This window comes from Lysinibacillus sp. NPDC093712 (assembly GCF_050280025.1).
Classification (GTDB): Bacteria; Bacillota; Bacilli; order Bacillales_A; family Planococcaceae; genus Lysinibacillus.
The window spans coordinates 191,849-208,481 of record NZ_JBNNUU010000003.1 but is presented as its reverse complement, the minus strand read 5'-3'; the positions used below and the strand labels follow the sequence as shown (position 1 = coordinate 208,481).

Sequence of the window (16,633 nt, the reverse complement as noted above, 5' to 3'; positions counted from 1 at the left end):
CTTGAACGCAGGAATCTATGAGTTTACGCGTTAAGATATTAAACTACTAAATGTATGCTAGTGTAATTTTAGCGAATCCGTAAATGGTTATTTGTAGATGCGCTTGAGCTCTAAAACATAATTTTCAATATGAGGGAGGGTCGGGCCGGCTCTCAAGCTAGACCGGCCCTATTTCAATGATTGAACTAACACGACTAAATGGCAAAGCATTTACACTGAATGCTTTATACATAGAAACTGTCGAATCTTTTCCGGATACGACTATTACTTTAACAACTGGAACAAAAATTATTGTGTTACAGAGTGAACATGAGGTGCGACAAAAGGTAACAGCCTTTTATAACAATATACAAGTACTATCAAACCCGCATCTACGAGGTGAAGAAGATGAAGAATAATAAAGTATTAACGATGATTATCATCGTACTAGTGGCGATTATACTTATTGGAGTTATTGCGTTTGTATTATTTACTCAATTCAATAAGCCTGCAGCATCTCTTGAACCATCAATAGACGATATTGTAGAAGCATCTGTTGATGTTCCTGAAATTATGACTAATCTTGCTGATAAAAGGGTAGTGCGCATGACGCTAAAAATCCAAACTTCTAGCAAGGACGCTGCTGAAGAGTTAAAGAAGCGTGATTTCCAAACGAATAATTTAATTATTCAAGAGCTTTCAGAAATGGAGCAAAAAGATTTGGATGGCAAGGCAGGAAAAATAATGTTTGAAAAGGCATTAAAAACACAGTTAAATGAATTGATGCAAGAGGGAGAAATTCAACAAGTTTACATTACCTCCTACATCTTTCAATAAAAATTAGAAACTGCTTGAAATGGAGGTGGGCAAATGGCAGGAGATGTGTTATCCCAATCGGAGATAGATGCGCTACTTTCCGCAATCTCGACCGGAGAAATGTCAGCGGATGACATGAAAAAAGAGGACGAGGGACGAAAAGTTAAAGTTTATGACTTTAAGCGAGCGTTGCGCTTCTCTAAAGATCAAATCCGAAGTTTGACCCGAATACATGAGAATTTTGCACGATTACTAACTACCTTCTTTTCTGCACAGTTAAGAAGCTACGTGCAAATTACAGTAGCATCAGTAGACCAAATACCCTTTGAAGAGTTTGTTCGATCAATTCCGAATATGACGCTCATTAATGTGTTTGAAGTGCCACCACTTGATGGTAATATATTGATGGAAATAAACCCAAACATTGCCTATTCGATGTTAGATCGTTTAATGGGTGGTAGTGGAGCGAGTCATAGTAATGTTGATAACTTAACAGAAATTGAAACAAAGATTATGACAAATCTCTTCGAACGTTCATTCGACAATTTACGCGAAGCATGGGAAAATGTTGCTGAAATCGACCCGATTCTAGTAGAACTTGAAGTAAATCCTCAATTTTTACAAATGATTTCACCAAATGAAACGGTAGTCGTCATTTCATTGAATACAATTATTGGTGAGACAAGCGGTATGATTAATATTTGTATCCCGCATGTTGTATTGGAGCCAATCGTACCGAATCTTTCTGTACGTTATTGGATGCAAACAAATACAAAAGAGATGTCACCTGAGCAAACAAAAATGCTTGAAACACGTGTTAAACAAGCTAGATTACCTCTTTCTGTAGAGTTAGGTGTTACGGATATCACCATTGAAGACTTCCTGATGATGCAAATCGGTGATGTTATTCAATTAGAACAAAAGATTGATGATCCATTACTGCTGAAAGTAGGTACATTGCCTAAATTCACAGTACAACCCGGAAAACAAGGTAAAAAATTAGCAATCCAGATTATCGACCCTTTGAAAGGAGGAGACGAAGATGAGTGATGAAATGCTCTCCCAAGAAGAAATTGAAGCGTTATTAAGGGGCGAAACGTTGGAGGATAGAATAAACGACAGCGAAGCTTCTACAAAAGAAGAAACAAATGAAATACGAGTAGAGGATTACCTTGATTCGTTTGCTCAAGATGCACTAGGTGAAGTAGGAAATATATCTTTTGGTAGTTCAGCTACTGCTCTTTCAGCGTTATTAGGTCAAAAAGTAGATATTACTACACCTAGTATATCAATGATTAACCGCAATAAATTAGAAGAGGAATTTCCTCATCCGTATGTAGCGGTACAAGTTGAATATACAATCGGTTTAACAGGTATGAATTTACTTGTTATTAAACAATCAGATGCTGCTATTATTGCAGATTTAATGTTAGGTGGGGACGGCTTAAATCCTAAACCTGACTTAGGTGAAATTCAGCTAAGCGCAGTGCAAGAAGCAATGAATCAAATGATGGGTTCTGCTGCTACATCGATGTCGACGGTATTCAACAAAAAAGTGGATATTTCACCACCAACAATCGACTTAATGAATATTTCTCAAAATGAAGGACGAGATAATATTCCAGAAGATGATTTACTTGTTAAAGTTTCATTCAGACTCCGAATTGGTAATTTAATCGATTCAAACTTAATGCAATTATTACCGCTTAAGTTTAGTCAAAACATTGTAAAGTCATTATTAGGAGAAACAGAGGCGATGGAAGAGCCAGTTGCAGCAACAATGGCACCGGAAGCGCCTATAGCACCACCGCCTGTTCAACATACAGCGCCACCAGCACAGCAACCTGTATATCAACAACCAGCTGCGCCAGTGCAACAGCCGATGTATCAAGAGCAACAACCAATGTATCAAGAGCAGCAACAAATTCATACACAACAAAGACCAGTACAACCTGTAAATGTTCAACAGGCACAGTTTGCTAGCTTTGATCCAAATGTAATCTCTCAATCTGAGGCTAGAAATTTAAATATGCTACTTGATATTCCATTGCAAGTTACTGTAGAGTTAGGACGTACGAAACGTTCTGTTAAAGAGATTTTAGAACTAGCTAGTGGATCGATTATTGAATTAGATAAATTAGCAGGGGAACCGGTTGATATTCTAGTAAATAGTCGTTTAATTGCAAAGGGCGAAGTTGTTGTTATTGATGAAAACTTCGGCGTACGCATTACAGATGTTTTAAGTCAAGCAGAGCGTTTAAATAATTTAAGATAGTTTCAATTGGAGGAGTTAACCATGTCTAAAAGAATTTTGATTGTAGACGATGCTGCATTTATGCGCATGATGATCAAGGATATTTTGTCGAAAAACGGATTTGAAGTTGTAGGGGAAGCTGCCGATGGTCTACAGGCTGTTGAAAAATACAACGAGTTAAAGCCAGATTTAGTAACAATGGATATTACAATGCCTGAAATGGATGGTATTGCAGCTCTTAAAGCTATTAAAGGTACTGATCCAAGTGCAACTGTAATCATGTGTTCAGCAATGGGACAACAAGCGATGGTAATCGATGCAATTCAAGCTGGTGCGAAAGACTTCATTGTTAAGCCTTTCCAAGCCGATCGTGTAATTGAAGCGATTCAAAAAGCATTAGGATGATTTCATGCAAATGTTAAAATCATTTCGTGTAACGATGATTTTCGCATTTCTATTAACCTTCCTATTTGTGTACCCACCAACAGTTTCTGTTTATGCTGACTCTGATACAAATAGTATTGAGTATTGTATGAAAAAACCAGAGGAATGTAAGAATAATACAGATCCAGCTGCGAAGGAAGATACGGTTGTTTCTGCAGCTGGGGATGTTTCTGCATGGGAATACATAAAAATGGTTTTGGCGCTTATTTTTGTTGTAGCTTTATTTTATGCGTTGATGAAGTTTCTAAATAAAAGAAATTTAACTTTTCAACGAAATCAAATGGTACAAAATTTAGGCGGTTTATCGTTAGGTTCACAAAAGTCTGTTCAACTTTTGCAAATAGGAAAATCAATTTATTTAGTTGGTGTCGGTGATGATGTCCAACTTTTACGTGAGATTACCGATCCGCAAGAAGTTGAAGCACTGCTGTCACTATATAACGAAAAACAGGAATATGCGGCAACATCACCTTATATAGCAGAACTATTTTCAAAGTTTAAGAGAAAAAATAACCAAAATTCATCAACACGTCAAAATCAAGATTCGTTTGGTGAACTTTTTGATAAGAAGATTTCCGAAATTAAACAGGAGCGTAGTGAAGAACTAGAGAGATGGAAGCAAAAGGAGAATGATGATAAATGAATGATATAGTCAATTATTTTTCCAACAGCGATCCGACAAATGTCTCAACCTCTGTTAAGCTCCTATTATTATTAACGGTACTGTCACTTGCACCGAGTATTTTAATTTTGATGACGTCCTTTGCGCGAATTGTCATTGTGCTCTCGTTTGTACGTACAGCTTTAGCGACACAACAAATGCCACCAAATCAGGTTATTGTTGGTCTTGCTTTGTTTTTAACGTTTTTTATCATGGCTCCTACTTTTCAAGAGGTCAATAAAGAGGCATTACAGCCATTATTTGCTGAAGAAATAGGGCTAGAAGAAGCATACGAGAAAGCTAGTGTGCCTTTTAAAGAATTTATGAGTAAACAAACGAGGCAAAAAGATTTAGATTTGTTTTTACAATACAATCAAGCAGAAAAACCAGCATCAGTGGAGGAAATACCTCTAACTATGCTTGTACCTGCCTTCGCATTAAGCGAAATTAAAACAGCATTCCAAATTGGTTTTATGATTTTTATCCCATTCCTAGTAATCGATATGATTGTAGCAAGTACATTAATGTCGATGGGGATGATGATGTTACCACCGGTTATGATCTCATTACCGTTTAAGATTTTATTATTTGTACTCGTCGATGGCTGGTACCTCGTAATGAAATCATTACTACAAAGTTTTTAGGGGATGATACAGTATGACAGGTGAAATGGTTATTTCAATTGCAGAGCGTGCCATTATGATTATCCTTCTAACAAGCGGACCGCTATTATTAATTGCTTTAATCTCAGGTTTAGCGGTAAGTATATTTCAAGCAACAACATCAATTCAAGAGCAAACATTAGCATTCGTTCCAAAAATCGTCGCAGTATTAGTGGGCATCGTTTTTTTTGGTCCATGGATGTTATCTCAAGTAACAAGCTATGCAAGAGATATTTTTGAGAATTTAACGCGTTATATAGGGTGAGTGCATGAATGAACTAGTCCCCCAAATAACCGTATTCTTATTAGTGCTTGTGCGTGTAACGGCTTTTTTTGTTACAGTACCTTTCTTTTCATATAAAACGATTCCGCAGCAAGTACGTATTGCCCTCGCCTTCGTTTTAGCTTGGATGATGTATTATACAATTGACGTAGAGCCATTTCTTTTTAATGGTGATTACATACTTTTAGTGATGAAAGAAGCCCTTATTGGATTGTTACTAGGTCTAGTAGGCTATATCATCATGTCGGCGATTCAAATTGCCGGAAGCTTTATAGATTTCCAAATGGGATTTGCCATCGCCAATATTATTGATCCACAAACTGGTGCACAAAGCCCACTAATTGGTCAATTTTTTAATACATTGGCGTTACTATTTCTATTAGCAATAGATGGCCATCATATGATTCTAGATGGAATTTACTATAGTTATCAGTTTTTACCTATAGATCAGGGATTTCCAGATTTCGCGAAAGATGACTATATTCAGTTTGTTATGACAACATTTACTGCAGTCTTCGCCATAGCTTTTCAAATGGCAGCACCTGTTGTAGCAACGTTGTTTTTAGTGGATTTAGCGCTAGGAATCACGGCAAAAACTGTCCCACAATTAAATATCTTTGTTGTCGGTTTTCCCATTAAAATTGGTGTCAGTTTTTTAGTGCTATTCACAATGATGGCGGTTATGGTACAAGTCATACAAAAGTTGATTACAATTATGATTTACGGTATGCGCGATTTAATGGCAATTTTAGGTGGTGGATAACATGTTGCTACTACTGGACTTAGATTTACAATTTTTTGCAGGTGAAAAAACGGAAAAGGCGACACCTAAAAAACGACAAGATGCTAGGAAAAAAGGGCAGGTCGTAAAGAGTCAGGACATATCTAGTGCGATTGTTATGCTCATGGTGTTTATCTTTCTTTTTTTCTTCGCAGGATCATTGCGAGACGAGCTTTTATCTTTTTTTAGGCAAACATTTATCCATAACATACGTGTAGAAACACTTACGATAGATAGTGTAATGCACCTATTTATCGAAACATTAGTAGAAATGGCTTATGTTATCGTACCGATAATGGCGATTGCTTTAGTAGGAGCGTTAGCGGGCAATTTTCTACAATTTGGCTTTTTATTCACATTAGAGCCGATGAAATTCGATTTGAAAAAGATGGATCCTATTAAAGGATTAAAGAAAATTTTTTCAGTTAAAGCCATTGTAGAGCTTTTAAAATCAGTATTAAAAATCACCTTTATCGGTGGGGTAACAACAATTATCGTATGGTCAAATTTACATGAAGTATTAGCTCTATCGTTTAAAAGTCCGTGGGTGACCCTTATTACTGTTGGCAAATTAGTTGGCATTATGGGTATCGCGGCTTCTCTTGTGTTACTATGTGTATCCTTATTGGACTGGATGTATCAAAAACATGAGTATGAAAAAAATCTTAAAATGTCTAAGCAAGACATAAAAGATGAATATAAAAATAGTGAGGGTGATCCGCTCATTAAATCAAAAATCAAACAACGTCAACGTGAAATGGCGATGCGTCGAATGATGTCAGAGGTTCCGAACGCAGATGTGGTTATTACCAACCCAACTCACTATGCGATCGCTTTGAAGTATGATGAGGATAGTATGGATGCCCCCCGTATAGTGGCAAAGGGAACAGACTTTGTGGCTCAAAAAATTAAACTGATCGCTAAAGAACATGATGTCATAATGGTAGAAAATAGACCATTAGCACGCGCCATGTATGATCAGGTAGAAATAGGCGATCAAGTACCAGAAGAGTTTTTCAAAGCAATAGCAGAAGTACTCGCTTATGTATATCGTATTAAGCGGAAAATTTAAAGCTTTTTTGTAGGAGGGACACAAATGAAGGTTCGCGATATAGGGGTTTTAGGTGCGGTTATTTTAATCGTTGCGATGCTCATCATCCCTCTTCCTCCGTGGATGCTAAGTTTCTTAATCGTCATTAATATTACGTTAGGATTAATAGTACTTTTAACAGCAATGAGTATGAAGGAAGCATTAGATTTCTCTATATTCCCTTCCGTTATTTTACTGTTGACCCTGTTTCGACTTGGATTGAGTGTTTCCACAACGCGTGCAATATTAGCAAATGGAGACGCTGGTTCAGTTGTTGAAACTTTCGGGGATTTCGTAGTTGGCGGGAATATTCTCGTAGGTTTAGTAGTGTTTTTAATTCTTGTATTAATTCAGTTTATCGTTATTACAAAAGGGGCGGAACGTGTTGCAGAGGTAGCTGCTCGATTCACTCTGGATGCGATGCCGGGTAAACAAATGAGTATTGATGCGGATTTAAATGCAGGTGTTATTTCTGAACGAGAAGCACGTGAACGACGTGATAAAGTTGCGGGTGAAGCGGATTTCTATGGAGCGATGGATGGTGCTACGAAATTCGTAAAAGGGGATGCAATCGCCTCAATGGTGATGGTTATCATCAACTTATTATTTGGTATTATCATTGGTGTTGTACAAATGGGCTTACCGTTTGCCGAAGCAGCAACCCATTTCTCAAAGCTAACAGTTGGTGATGGTATTGTATCGCAAATCCCTGCACTTCTTATTTCAACAGCAACAGGGATTGTTGTAACGCGCGCATCTTCTAAAGGAAGTCTAGGAGAAGATATTACAGGACAATTATTCGCGCAAGCAAAGCTTCTATATGTTGCTGGGGGTACTATTGTTTTACTAGGTTTATTCACGCCAATTCCTAACTGGGTAACGTTACCGATCGGTGTTTCACTAATTGTCGGTGCATACATGATGGATCGTAAAAAGCCAGAGGATGAGGAAGAGTTACTTGAAATTGAGGAAGAAGTGGCAACAGACGGCATGAAGAGCCCTGAAAATGTTGTGAATTTATTAAATGTGGACCCAATTGAATTTGAATTTGGCTACGGCTTAATTCCTTTAGTGGATGCTGCTCAAGGTGGAGACTTATTGGATCGTGTCATCATGATCCGTCGTCAGCTAGCATTGGAACTAGGGATTGTCATTCCGGTTGTTCGTATTCGCGATAATATTCAATTACAGCCAAATGAATACCGAATTAAAATTAAAGGTAATGAAATGGCTCGGGGAGAGCTTTTACTCGATCATTATTTAGCAATGAGCCCTGGAGATGATGATTCAATAGAGGGTATTGATACCGTTGAACCATCATTCGGTCTACCTGCAAAATGGATTACTGAGCAAGTAAAAGAGGACGCTGAAATGTCTGGCTATACGGTTGTTGATCCACCGAGTGTTGTATCAACGCATTTAACCGAAATGATTCGAGCGAATGCGCATGAGCTTTTAGGACGTCAAGAAACGAAACAATTAATCGATCATTTACGAGAAACACATCCAATATTAGTCGAAGAGTTGACTCCTGCTCCATTGTCTACAGGCGAAATCCAAAAAGTATTGGGCAAGCTTCTTCGAGAAAATGTTTCAGTACGTAATTTACCAATTATTTTTGAAACATTGGCTGACTATGCAAAATTAACAAGTGATACCGATATATTAACAGAGTATGTTCGTCAATCATTAGCTCGTCAAATTACATCACAATATGTAGGTGGCAGCTCGTCATTGAAAGTCATTACTGTATCGGGTAAAGTAGAGAAAATGATTGCTGATAGCATTCAGCAAACGGATCACGGTAATTATTTAGCGATGGATCCACAAGATTCTCAAACGGTTTTAGAGACCATTGCATCTGAGGTAGAGCGCGTGTCCTTTATGGAACAATCTGCTATTATTCTATGTTCGCCAGCAGTTCGTATGTATTTACGTCAGCTGACAGAACGTTATTTCCCGCAGATTCCGGTACTATCTTATAATGAACTAGATGCTTCTATTGAAATTCAAAGTGTTGGGGTGGTGAATGTTGAGTGAAAATGAAAAAATATTATGCATCTTCCATACCAGAGGCAATGAAGCTAGTACGTGCTGATTTAGGCGAGGACGCTGTCATTTTGAATTCAAAAGTAGTAGTAACAAAGAAACTTTTTGGGCTTGTAAAAAAGAAAAATTTTGAGGTTGTTGCAGGGATTGACTCAATGGAGCCGAATTATACGGCTCCCGCACCTGTTAATGTGCCTTCAATCCCCGCTATAAAAGAAAATGCTAGTTTACAAGAGATTACAAATGCTGTGCAAGCTAAAATTCAGCATGCTCAGCCTAAGTATGAACCATCTTCACAAGATGGGACAGGTATGTCTGAAGAACTGCGAAAGGAAATTGCAGATTTAAAATCGATAATGCAATCTATGCACAAGAAGGCTAGCCAAGCTCAATATCCGGATGAACTCTTACCCTTCATTGAATACTTAAGACAGCAAGAGCTAAATGAGGAGCTCATCACAACGATTGGTGATGAGCTTTTTACGCATTTTAAAGAAGCTTCAGATATTAATTTTTCACAATGCAAGTTAATTACAAAAAACTTGTTGCGGAAACAACTAGAGGGATTGCCGATGGGTGGCTTATCGTATGAACATAAATTTATTAATGTTCTTGGTCCAACTGGTGTCGGCAAGACAACGACAATTGCTAAAATGGCAGCAAGAGCGGTTTTAGAGAAAAAGAAAAAAATAGGCTTTATTACAACAGATACTTACAGAATAGCTGCCATTGAGCAGTTAAAAACGTATGCTGGACTATTGCAAGCACCTGTCGAAATTGCCTATAACTCGACAGATTTTGAACAAGCAGTGCAACGATTGTCCCATTTAGATTTAGTCTTTATTGATACAGCTGGACGAAATTATAAAGAAGTAAAATATGTAGATGATTTACAGCGTCTTATTAAGTTTGATGATCAGGCTGAATCCTTCCTAGTGCTTGCTATGACGGCAAAAGAAAAGGATATGACCAATATTATTGACCAATTTAAAGGCGTACCAATTGAAAAAATCATTTTTACGAAGATCGATGAAACAAATTCTATTGGCACAATGATTAATTTAATGATTAAATATAATAAAGGACTTGCTTACTATACGAATGGTCAAGAAGTACCAGAAGATATTGAAGAAGCTGATTTAGAAGCAGTGCTTAATTTGTTTTTCCAAGGTGACGAAAAATGAGGGATCAAGCAGAAACATTACGCTTGAAAATGCTTAAGCGGCAAGGTGAATTAGGCAAAACCATTGCTGTAGTGAGCGGTAAGGGTGGAGTTGGTAAAAGTAACTTTTCAATGAACTTTGCAATTAATTTAGCGAGTAAGGACAAAAAAGTAGCAATTGTAGATATGGATATTGGTATGGGAAATATTAATATTTTAATTGGAAAAAATGTTTCTTATAGTTTGAAAGATTACTTAGAAGGAAAAAAATTACTAGATGAGGTAATTTTTGAAGGTCCATATGGTTTACAATGTATTTCAGGAGGCTCTGGTATGTCGAGCGTGCTGGAGTGGTCGGAGGCGATGTTTGAAAGATTAATTCATGCTTTTGAACAACTCCAAAAAAACTTCGACTATATTTTATTTGATATGGGTGCGGGTGCGACTAATTGGTCATTAGAATTACTAACATCCATCGATGAAATTATTGTAATTACCACAGCGGAGCCAACCTCTATTACAGACGCTTATTCGATGATGAAATATATTCACGTACGAGATATGGATAAGCAATTCTATATACTTTGTAATCGTGCTTTTTCTAAAGAAGAAGGGGTCGAGACGATTGAACGTTTAAGGCTTACGATGAAACGTTTTCTAGACAAAGAGGTTACAGTATTGGGTTCATTACCTGAGGATCCGGTTGTGCGTAAAGCTGTGCGCGAGCAAGTGCCTTTTTCAATCGCATATCCAGAAGCACTTATTTCTAAGACACTTCAACTGATAGTGGCTCGGTTTATGGAACAACGTATGGAGGAAGTGCATGCACATGAACAGTCAGCAAGTAAATTCTTATCTAAACTTAGAAATATTTTTTCGAAAGGGCGTGATTAATTGGACTTTTTACATAAAAGCAAGCTTTTAGTTGTCGATGATTCTGCTTTTATGAGAAAGCTAATTAGTGACTTTTTTGTTGGTAGCTCGAAGGTTGAAGTAGTTGGAACAGCACGAAACGGAAAAGATGCGATAAAGAAAATCCAAACATTAAAACCAACAGTCGTGACAATGGATATTGAAATGCCTGAAATGAATGGACTAGATGCATTAAATGAAATTATGACAATTTGTCCCGTGCCTGTCGTCATGCTTTCAAGTACAACCCAAAGAGGTGCTGAAAATGCACTAACTGCAATCGAGTATGGAGCAGTTGATTTTGTTGCGAAACCTAGCGGAACAATTTCACTTGATTTACATAAAATCCAATCTGAACTTGTCCATAAAGTGGAACAAGCCTCGTTGGTACCTATTTCAAAACTAAAAAAACATTCGAGTAGCAAAAGACAACAAGAACCAAATGTATCACCGTCTACTATAAGAAAAGAATTAACGAATGAACGAAAAGTATCACCATCATTCAATGTGACTTCGACAGTAGCCAATGTTGCGAAGCCACATAGTGAATGGAGTAAAGTAAGCAAAAAAATAGTGTTAATTGGTACATCTACGGGTGGACCACGTGCGCTACAAGAAGTTATTACAAAAATTCCAAAATCAATTCAAGCGCCGATTCTAATTGTCCAACATATGCCGGCTGGGTTTACAAAATCATTAGCTTCTCGCCTCGATCAATTGAGCGAGATAACAGTGAAAGAAGCAGAGCAAGGCGATATTTTACAAAATGGCGTGGCATATATTGCACCTGGAGGATACCATTTAAGGTTAAGAAAAGTAGGAATCTCATATGGCATCGTTCTAGATAACCAAGAACCACCACGTTCTGGCCATCGCCCATCTGTAGATGTGATGTTTGAAGATGTAAGTCAATTTAAAGATTTTGATAAGGTAGCAGTCATTATGACGGGTATGGGCTATGATGGTTCAAACGGGCTAAAAGCTTTAAAAAATACCGGCAATGTGATTGCTATTGCAGAGTCAGCTGAAACTTGCATAGTGTATGGTATGCCGAAGGCTGCGGTGGAAACGCAGCTTGTCGATGAAGTCGCTGATGTAGATGATATTGCACAAACAATAATGAAATATTTGCCTTAAAAGGGGTGTCCTCTTAATGGAAGTCAATCAATATTTAGAGATGTTTATCGAAGAAAGTAAAGAGCATTTACAAGCATGTAGTGAGCATTTATTAGAACTAGAAAAAAACCCTGATGATTTGGCAATCGTTGGAGAAATTTTCCGTTCAGCACATACATTAAAAGGTATGTCAGCGACTATGGGCTTCGAAGACTTAGCGGATTTAACACATAAGATGGAAAATGTGCTAGATGCAATTCGAAATGAAAAAATTCATGTTTCACCAGAAATTTTAGATATCGTATTTGAATCTGTTGACCATTTAGAAGAAATGGTAATGGATATTGCGAATGGTGGAGATGGTAAACGCGATGTGTCCTCCACAGTAGCGCAATTAAAACGTATTGAATCTGGTGAGGAAGCAGCTCGCGAAGTTGTAGCAACTGTAGCAACTGAAGAAAAACCACAAGTATCTAGTGTGTTAGAATACGATAGCTTTGAGCAAACGGTAATTACACAATCTGCTGAACAAGGCTTTAATGCATTTGAAATTTCAGTAAGTCTTCGTGAAGATTGTCTATTAAAAGCAGCTCGTGTATTCATGGTGTTTGAGATTCTTGAAAAAGATGGAGATGTTATTAAATCAACTCCATCTGTTGAGAAGCTTGAAGATGAACAATTCGATCAGCAATTTTATGTAGCATTCGTAACGAAAGAATCAGCGGAAGATATGCAGAAGAAGTTAATGAAGGTTTCTGAGGTTGAGGAAGTACAAGTTGCTTCAATTAATCAAAAAAAATTCAGCGAAAAACAACAATACGAGGCAAGTCAGGAAGCTGCAGCTACTGCAATTGCGACAGTTGAAGCAGTAGAAACAACAACGGCTAAACCTGCAGCAGCAAAATCTACAGCGCCTGCAAAAGCTGATAAAAGTCATGCGCCTGTAGGAAACAAAACAATCCGTGTAAATATCGAACGTCTGGATATTTTAATGAATTTATTTGAAGAGCTTGTAATTGATCGTGGACGCCTACAATCAATTTCGACAGAAGTAAATCACGGTGAGCTAAACGAAACAGTAGAACGAATGAGTCGAGTAATGGGTGACTTACAAACAATCATTTTAACTATGCGCATGGTACCTGTTGAAACGGTATTCAATCGCTTCCCTAAAATGATTCGTCAGCTATCTCGTGACCTTAATAAGAAAATTAACCTTGAAATTATTGGTGCGGAAACTGAGCTTGATCGCACAGTAATCGATGAAATCGGAGATCCACTTGTTCACTTAATCCGTAACTCTGTTGATCACGGTATTGAAAACCCTACTGCACGCCGTGCGAAAGGGAAACCAGAAGAAGGCACTGTAGTATTACGTGCTTATCATAGCGGTAACTATGTCTTTATCGAAATTGAGGATGACGGTGCGGGCATTAATCGTGATAAAGTGCTGTCAAAAGCGATTTCAAAAGGAATCGTTACGCATGAACAATCACTTGCCATGACAGATAATCAAATCAATGAGCTAATTTTAGCCTCTGGTTTCTCAACAGCAGATGTTATTTCTGATGTATCTGGTCGTGGGGTAGGATTGGACGTTGTAAAAACAACGATTGAATCTTTAGGTGGAAACATTTCGATTGAATCGACACAAGATGTAGGCTCTATTTTCTCTATTCAATTGCCACTAACATTATCGATTATTTCAGTAATGCTTGTGGAAATAGAAAAAGAAATTTATGCAATACCACTTTCATCAATTATTGAAACTTCGATTATCCGTTCATCAGATATTATGAATGCTCATAACCAGAAGGTAATCGACTTCCGTGGCAAAGTGGTACCACTTGTATTCTTAGAGGAAATTTTTGAGGTTCCTCGTAAAGAGCTACAAGATGATGAATTCCATTCAGTAGTAATTGTTCGTAAAGGCGAGAAACTTGCTGGTTTAGTTGTAGATTCATTCATTGGCCAACAAGAAATTGTACTGAAATCATTAGGAAACTACTTAACGAATATCTTTGCAATTTCAGGTGCAACAATTTTAGGTAACGGTAAAGTAGCCTTAATTATCGATTGCAATGCACTTATTAAATAAGGTGAATGAATAAGAGAGGTGTTAACCATGACAAATGCAGTTGAACAAGAAAATATAAAAGTGATTGTTTTCCAATTAGCAGATAAGGAATATGCCATTCCTGTATCACATGTTCAAGGTATCGAGAAACTCATGCATATTACACGGGTACCTAAAACAGAGAAATATGTAAAAGGCGTTATTAATTTACGAGGAGTCGTAACACCAATTATTGATTTACGGGAACGTTTTGAGTTACCAATTTCTGAACATGAAGAAACTACTCGTATTATTATTATTTCATTAGAAGACATGGAAGTGGGCTTTGTTGTAGATTCAGCTAATGATGTGTTGGATATTCCAGCGAGCGCAATTGAACCACAACCAGAAGTAGTAGGGTCTCTTGAAGAAGAGTTTATTTCTGGCGTCGCGAAAATCGATAAACGATTATTAATTTTATTGCATTTAGAGAAAGTATTAAATCCACTAAAGTAGGGATACGATTATGACATTTAATCAAAAGATTACATCACTACATTTAGACGTATTAAAGGAAATTGGAAATATTGGTGCCGCACATGCTGCGACAGCACTTTCCAATTTGCTTGGTAAAAAAATCGATATGCGTGTACCGAAAGTTGAAATGGTGTCATTTAATGACATGATGGAACTGGCTGGTGGCTCTGAAAACGTCGTTGTTGGGATTTTTTTACGCATCGAAGGTGATGCTGAAGGGAGCATGTTCTTCATTCTTCCTATCGAACAAGCTAATCGCTTTATCCGTCGTCTAATACAGGATGAATCATTCGACTTTAAAAAACCACCTGTTTCTGAATTAGGTTTATCAGCTATGCAGGAAATGGGGAATATTTTATCTGGTTCTTATTTATCAGCGTTATCAGACTTTACAAATTTAAAAATTTATCCCACTGTACCGGGTCTAAGTGTAGATATGTTTGGGGCTATTATCAGTATTGGCTTAATTGAATTATCACATGTTAGTGATAATGTTATCGTAATAAATACATCCATTTTTGAAGACGGTGTGGAGGATCATGAAACAGTAAGGGGACATTTCTTCTTACTACCTGATCCTGATTCTTTTGATGCTATTTTTAAAGCATTAGGAGTTTCGTAGCCTATGCTAAACACTAACACGAATGGTCAAGTTATAAAAGTTGGAATTGCTCAAATGGATGTAGCGAAATTGCCAAACACGATTAGAACCTCAGGGCTTGGTTCTTGTGTCGGCGTTATTTTATACGATGAGTCAAAGAAAATAGCTGGTTTAATTCATGTGATGCTACCTGACTCTAGTCTTGGTAGATCAGAGTCAATAAATGTAGCGAAATTTGCGGATACAGGCATTTCAGCTATGATAGATTTATTAAAACTAGAGGGTGTTCAAAAATTTAAACTTAAGGCTAAAATTGCTGGGGGTGCGCAGATGTTTCAATTTACATCAGATAAAGATTCAATGCGCATCGGCCCTCGGAATGTAGAGGCTGTAAAGTTTGAATTAAAGCGTCATGGAATTCCTTTAATTGCCGAAAATACAGGCGGTAATAGCGGTCGAACTATTGAATTTAATCCTGCTACGTCGATATTACATATTCGAACGGTAAACCAAGGAGTGAGTGAAATATAATGTTTGGTTCTATTTTTTATAACCTGTGGGGGGCGTTAATTGCCTTTTCGATTTATTTCTTTATGACGCTGCAACAGCCATTAACGCCATTACGTATCATCATTGGTTCATTTGTAGTAGCAATTATCGTATTTTTTGTTATGTACATTGTTAGGTTTATAATTGCATATGTGCTATTTACGCCAAATGCTGATCAATCACTTACTGATAGCGGTCTTGAAGACAACAGTTCTACTCACATTGGCGAGGAAAGTGAAGAAACGTCTTCTACAAGCTCGACGGTTGAGTTTCAAGATGAGAGCACGGAAGATATTGCACAAGTAGTCCGAACGATGATGAATCGTGAAGATGAGCAACAAGTAAATGCATAAAGCCACAACACTTTAAACTGCCTCTAATGTTAGCTATCGACTAATGATTGGGAGGCAGTTTTCTTATGCCCAAAATGTAAAAGCTGTTAGTAATAGAATAGTGTTAGAGAATCATATGAAATTATAGTCGAATCTTGTTATAATAAAAGGAAAGAATGGTATAGGTTTGTATCTAAGTTTGTCAGTCATTGTAAGCAGGATACTCAAAATGTGATAAGTATGATTCTTTTATATACATGGAGTTTTTTTAAAAGCGTTAATTACAGCGACTGGTACAAATACGCCTTGGAGCATTCAAGAGGCAACAATAGTCCGGGCTAACAGGTGC

19 protein-coding genes are annotated in these 16,633 nt (G+C 37.4%); all 19 read left to right on the top strand.

The features are described from left to right. Positions 1-176: 176 nt before the first annotated feature. From ACQKNX_RS13680 to ACQKNX_RS13590, 19 genes are read left to right on the top strand one after another with little or no spacing between them, the layout of a single operon-like run. Positions 177-398, top strand: coding sequence for a flagellar FlbD family protein (locus ACQKNX_RS13680; RefSeq protein WP_409368364.1), 222 nt, complete (start codon positions 177-179; stop codon positions 396-398). Continuing rightward, a complete protein-coding gene (fliL, locus tag ACQKNX_RS13675; protein ID WP_340825845.1) occupies positions 388-816 on the top strand; it encodes a flagellar basal body-associated protein FliL in 429 nt (142 codons plus the stop codon). The genes ACQKNX_RS13680 and fliL overlap by 11 nt, the downstream gene beginning before the upstream one ends. A 33-nt stretch (positions 817-849) precedes the next feature. Further along, on the top strand, positions 850-1,845 hold the full coding sequence (gene fliM / locus ACQKNX_RS13670; RefSeq protein ID WP_427429351.1) for a flagellar motor switch protein FliM: 996 nt from the start codon (positions 850-852) through the stop codon (positions 1,843-1,845). Next, complete coding sequence (gene fliY / locus ACQKNX_RS13665; protein ID WP_427429350.1) at positions 1,838-3,070, top strand: flagellar motor switch phosphatase FliY; 1,233 nt, start codon at positions 1,838-1,840, stop codon at positions 3,068-3,070. The genes fliM and fliY overlap by 8 nt, the downstream gene beginning before the upstream one ends. A gap of 21 nt (positions 3,071-3,091) precedes the next feature. Further along, positions 3,092-3,454 carry a response regulator gene (locus ACQKNX_RS13660; RefSeq protein WP_004269288.1) on the top strand — a complete coding sequence of 121 codons (363 nt, stop codon included), beginning with the start codon at positions 3,092-3,094 and terminating at the stop codon, positions 3,452-3,454. Between the two features lie 10 nt (positions 3,455-3,464). Continuing rightward, positions 3,465-4,136 carry a flagellar biosynthetic protein FliO gene (locus tag ACQKNX_RS13655; protein WP_427429349.1) on the top strand — a complete coding sequence of 224 codons (672 nt, stop codon included), beginning with the start codon at positions 3,465-3,467 and terminating at the stop codon, positions 4,134-4,136. After that, positions 4,133-4,798, top strand: coding sequence for a flagellar type III secretion system pore protein FliP (fliP, locus tag ACQKNX_RS13650; RefSeq protein WP_173477751.1), 666 nt, complete (start codon positions 4,133-4,135; stop codon positions 4,796-4,798). Before ACQKNX_RS13655 ends, fliP begins: the two co-directional genes overlap by 4 nt. 13 nt (positions 4,799-4,811) lie before the next feature. Then, positions 4,812-5,081, top strand: a complete 270-nt coding sequence (gene fliQ, locus ACQKNX_RS13645; protein ID WP_173477750.1) for a flagellar biosynthesis protein FliQ — start codon at positions 4,812-4,814, stop codon at positions 5,079-5,081. A gap of 4 nt (positions 5,082-5,085) precedes the next feature. Then, entirely contained in the window at positions 5,086-5,862 is a 777-nt protein-coding gene (gene fliR / locus ACQKNX_RS13640) for a flagellar biosynthetic protein FliR (protein WP_401009467.1), read from the top strand. Position 5,863: 1 nt separating this feature from the next. Further along, positions 5,864-6,952, top strand: a complete 1,089-nt coding sequence (gene flhB, locus ACQKNX_RS13635; RefSeq protein WP_427429348.1) for a flagellar biosynthesis protein FlhB — start codon at positions 5,864-5,866, stop codon at positions 6,950-6,952. A gap of 24 nt (positions 6,953-6,976) precedes the next feature. Beyond that, entirely contained in the window at positions 6,977-9,010 is a 2,034-nt protein-coding gene (gene flhA / locus ACQKNX_RS13630; protein ID WP_427429347.1) for a flagellar biosynthesis protein FlhA, read from the top strand. Next, positions 9,007-10,203, top strand: coding sequence for a flagellar biosynthesis protein FlhF (gene flhF, locus ACQKNX_RS13625; protein WP_427429346.1), 1,197 nt, complete (start codon positions 9,007-9,009; stop codon positions 10,201-10,203). Before flhA ends, flhF begins: the two co-directional genes overlap by 4 nt. Continuing rightward, positions 10,200-11,075 (top strand): MinD/ParA family protein, encoded by an 876-nt coding sequence (locus ACQKNX_RS13620; RefSeq protein ID WP_427429345.1) that lies wholly within the window; start codon positions 10,200-10,202, stop codon positions 11,073-11,075. The genes flhF and ACQKNX_RS13620 overlap by 4 nt, the downstream gene beginning before the upstream one ends. Next, positions 11,076-12,230 (top strand): protein-glutamate methylesterase/protein-glutamine glutaminase, encoded by a 1,155-nt coding sequence (locus ACQKNX_RS13615; RefSeq protein ID WP_427429344.1) that lies wholly within the window; start codon positions 11,076-11,078, stop codon positions 12,228-12,230. It begins immediately after the preceding gene. A 16-nt stretch (positions 12,231-12,246) separates the two neighbouring features. Continuing rightward, positions 12,247-14,307 carry a chemotaxis protein CheW gene (locus tag ACQKNX_RS13610; RefSeq protein WP_427429343.1) on the top strand — a complete coding sequence of 687 codons (2,061 nt, stop codon included), beginning with the start codon at positions 12,247-12,249 and terminating at the stop codon, positions 14,305-14,307. A 27-nt stretch (positions 14,308-14,334) separates the two neighbouring features. Further along, positions 14,335-14,781, top strand: coding sequence for a chemotaxis protein CheW (locus ACQKNX_RS13605; RefSeq protein ID WP_427429342.1), 447 nt, complete (start codon positions 14,335-14,337; stop codon positions 14,779-14,781). A 10-nt stretch (positions 14,782-14,791) separates the two neighbouring features. Continuing rightward, complete coding sequence (locus tag ACQKNX_RS13600; RefSeq protein WP_340825827.1) at positions 14,792-15,424, top strand: chemotaxis protein CheC; 633 nt, start codon at positions 14,792-14,794, stop codon at positions 15,422-15,424. A 3-nt stretch (positions 15,425-15,427) separates the two neighbouring features. Then, on the top strand, positions 15,428-15,934 hold the full coding sequence (locus ACQKNX_RS13595; protein ID WP_340825826.1) for a chemotaxis protein CheD: 507 nt from the start codon (positions 15,428-15,430) through the stop codon (positions 15,932-15,934). Continuing rightward, positions 15,934-16,305, top strand: coding sequence for a hypothetical protein (locus ACQKNX_RS13590; protein ID WP_427429341.1), 372 nt, complete (start codon positions 15,934-15,936; stop codon positions 16,303-16,305). The genes ACQKNX_RS13595 and ACQKNX_RS13590 overlap by 1 nt, the downstream gene beginning before the upstream one ends. Positions 16,306-16,633 lie beyond the last annotated feature (328 nt).

Excerpts from the sequence above, each read along its gene's own strand:
- ACQKNX_RS13680 (WP_409368364.1), top strand. The coding sequence starts at position 177 with ATGATTGAACTAACACGACTAAATGGCAAAGCATTTACACTGAATGCT.
- fliL (WP_340825845.1), top strand. The coding sequence starts at position 388 with ATGAAGAATAATAAAGTATTAACGATGATTATCATCGTACTAGTGGCG.
- fliM (WP_427429351.1), top strand. The coding sequence starts at position 850 with ATGGCAGGAGATGTGTTATCCCAATCGGAGATAGATGCGCTACTTTCC.
- fliY (WP_427429350.1), top strand. The coding sequence starts at position 1,838 with ATGAGTGATGAAATGCTCTCCCAAGAAGAAATTGAAGCGTTATTAAGG.
- ACQKNX_RS13660 (WP_004269288.1), top strand. The coding sequence starts at position 3,092 with ATGTCTAAAAGAATTTTGATTGTAGACGATGCTGCATTTATGCGCATG.
- ACQKNX_RS13655 (WP_427429349.1), top strand. The coding sequence starts at position 3,465 with ATGTTAAAATCATTTCGTGTAACGATGATTTTCGCATTTCTATTAACC.
- fliP (WP_173477751.1), top strand. The coding sequence starts at position 4,133 with ATGAATGATATAGTCAATTATTTTTCCAACAGCGATCCGACAAATGTC.
- fliQ (WP_173477750.1), top strand. The coding sequence starts at position 4,812 with ATGACAGGTGAAATGGTTATTTCAATTGCAGAGCGTGCCATTATGATT.
- fliR (WP_401009467.1), top strand. The coding sequence starts at position 5,086 with ATGAATGAACTAGTCCCCCAAATAACCGTATTCTTATTAGTGCTTGTG.
- flhB (WP_427429348.1), top strand. The coding sequence starts at position 5,864 with ATGTTGCTACTACTGGACTTAGATTTACAATTTTTTGCAGGTGAAAAA.
- flhA (WP_427429347.1), top strand. The coding sequence starts at position 6,977 with ATGAAGGTTCGCGATATAGGGGTTTTAGGTGCGGTTATTTTAATCGTT.
- ACQKNX_RS13620 (WP_427429345.1), top strand. The coding sequence starts at position 10,200 with ATGAGGGATCAAGCAGAAACATTACGCTTGAAAATGCTTAAGCGGCAA.
- ACQKNX_RS13610 (WP_427429343.1), top strand. The coding sequence starts at position 12,247 with ATGGAAGTCAATCAATATTTAGAGATGTTTATCGAAGAAAGTAAAGAG.
- ACQKNX_RS13605 (WP_427429342.1), top strand. The coding sequence starts at position 14,335 with ATGACAAATGCAGTTGAACAAGAAAATATAAAAGTGATTGTTTTCCAA.
- ACQKNX_RS13600 (WP_340825827.1), top strand. The coding sequence starts at position 14,792 with ATGACATTTAATCAAAAGATTACATCACTACATTTAGACGTATTAAAG.
- ACQKNX_RS13595 (WP_340825826.1), top strand. The coding sequence starts at position 15,428 with ATGCTAAACACTAACACGAATGGTCAAGTTATAAAAGTTGGAATTGCT.
- ACQKNX_RS13590 (WP_427429341.1), top strand. The coding sequence starts at position 15,934 with ATGTTTGGTTCTATTTTTTATAACCTGTGGGGGGCGTTAATTGCCTTT.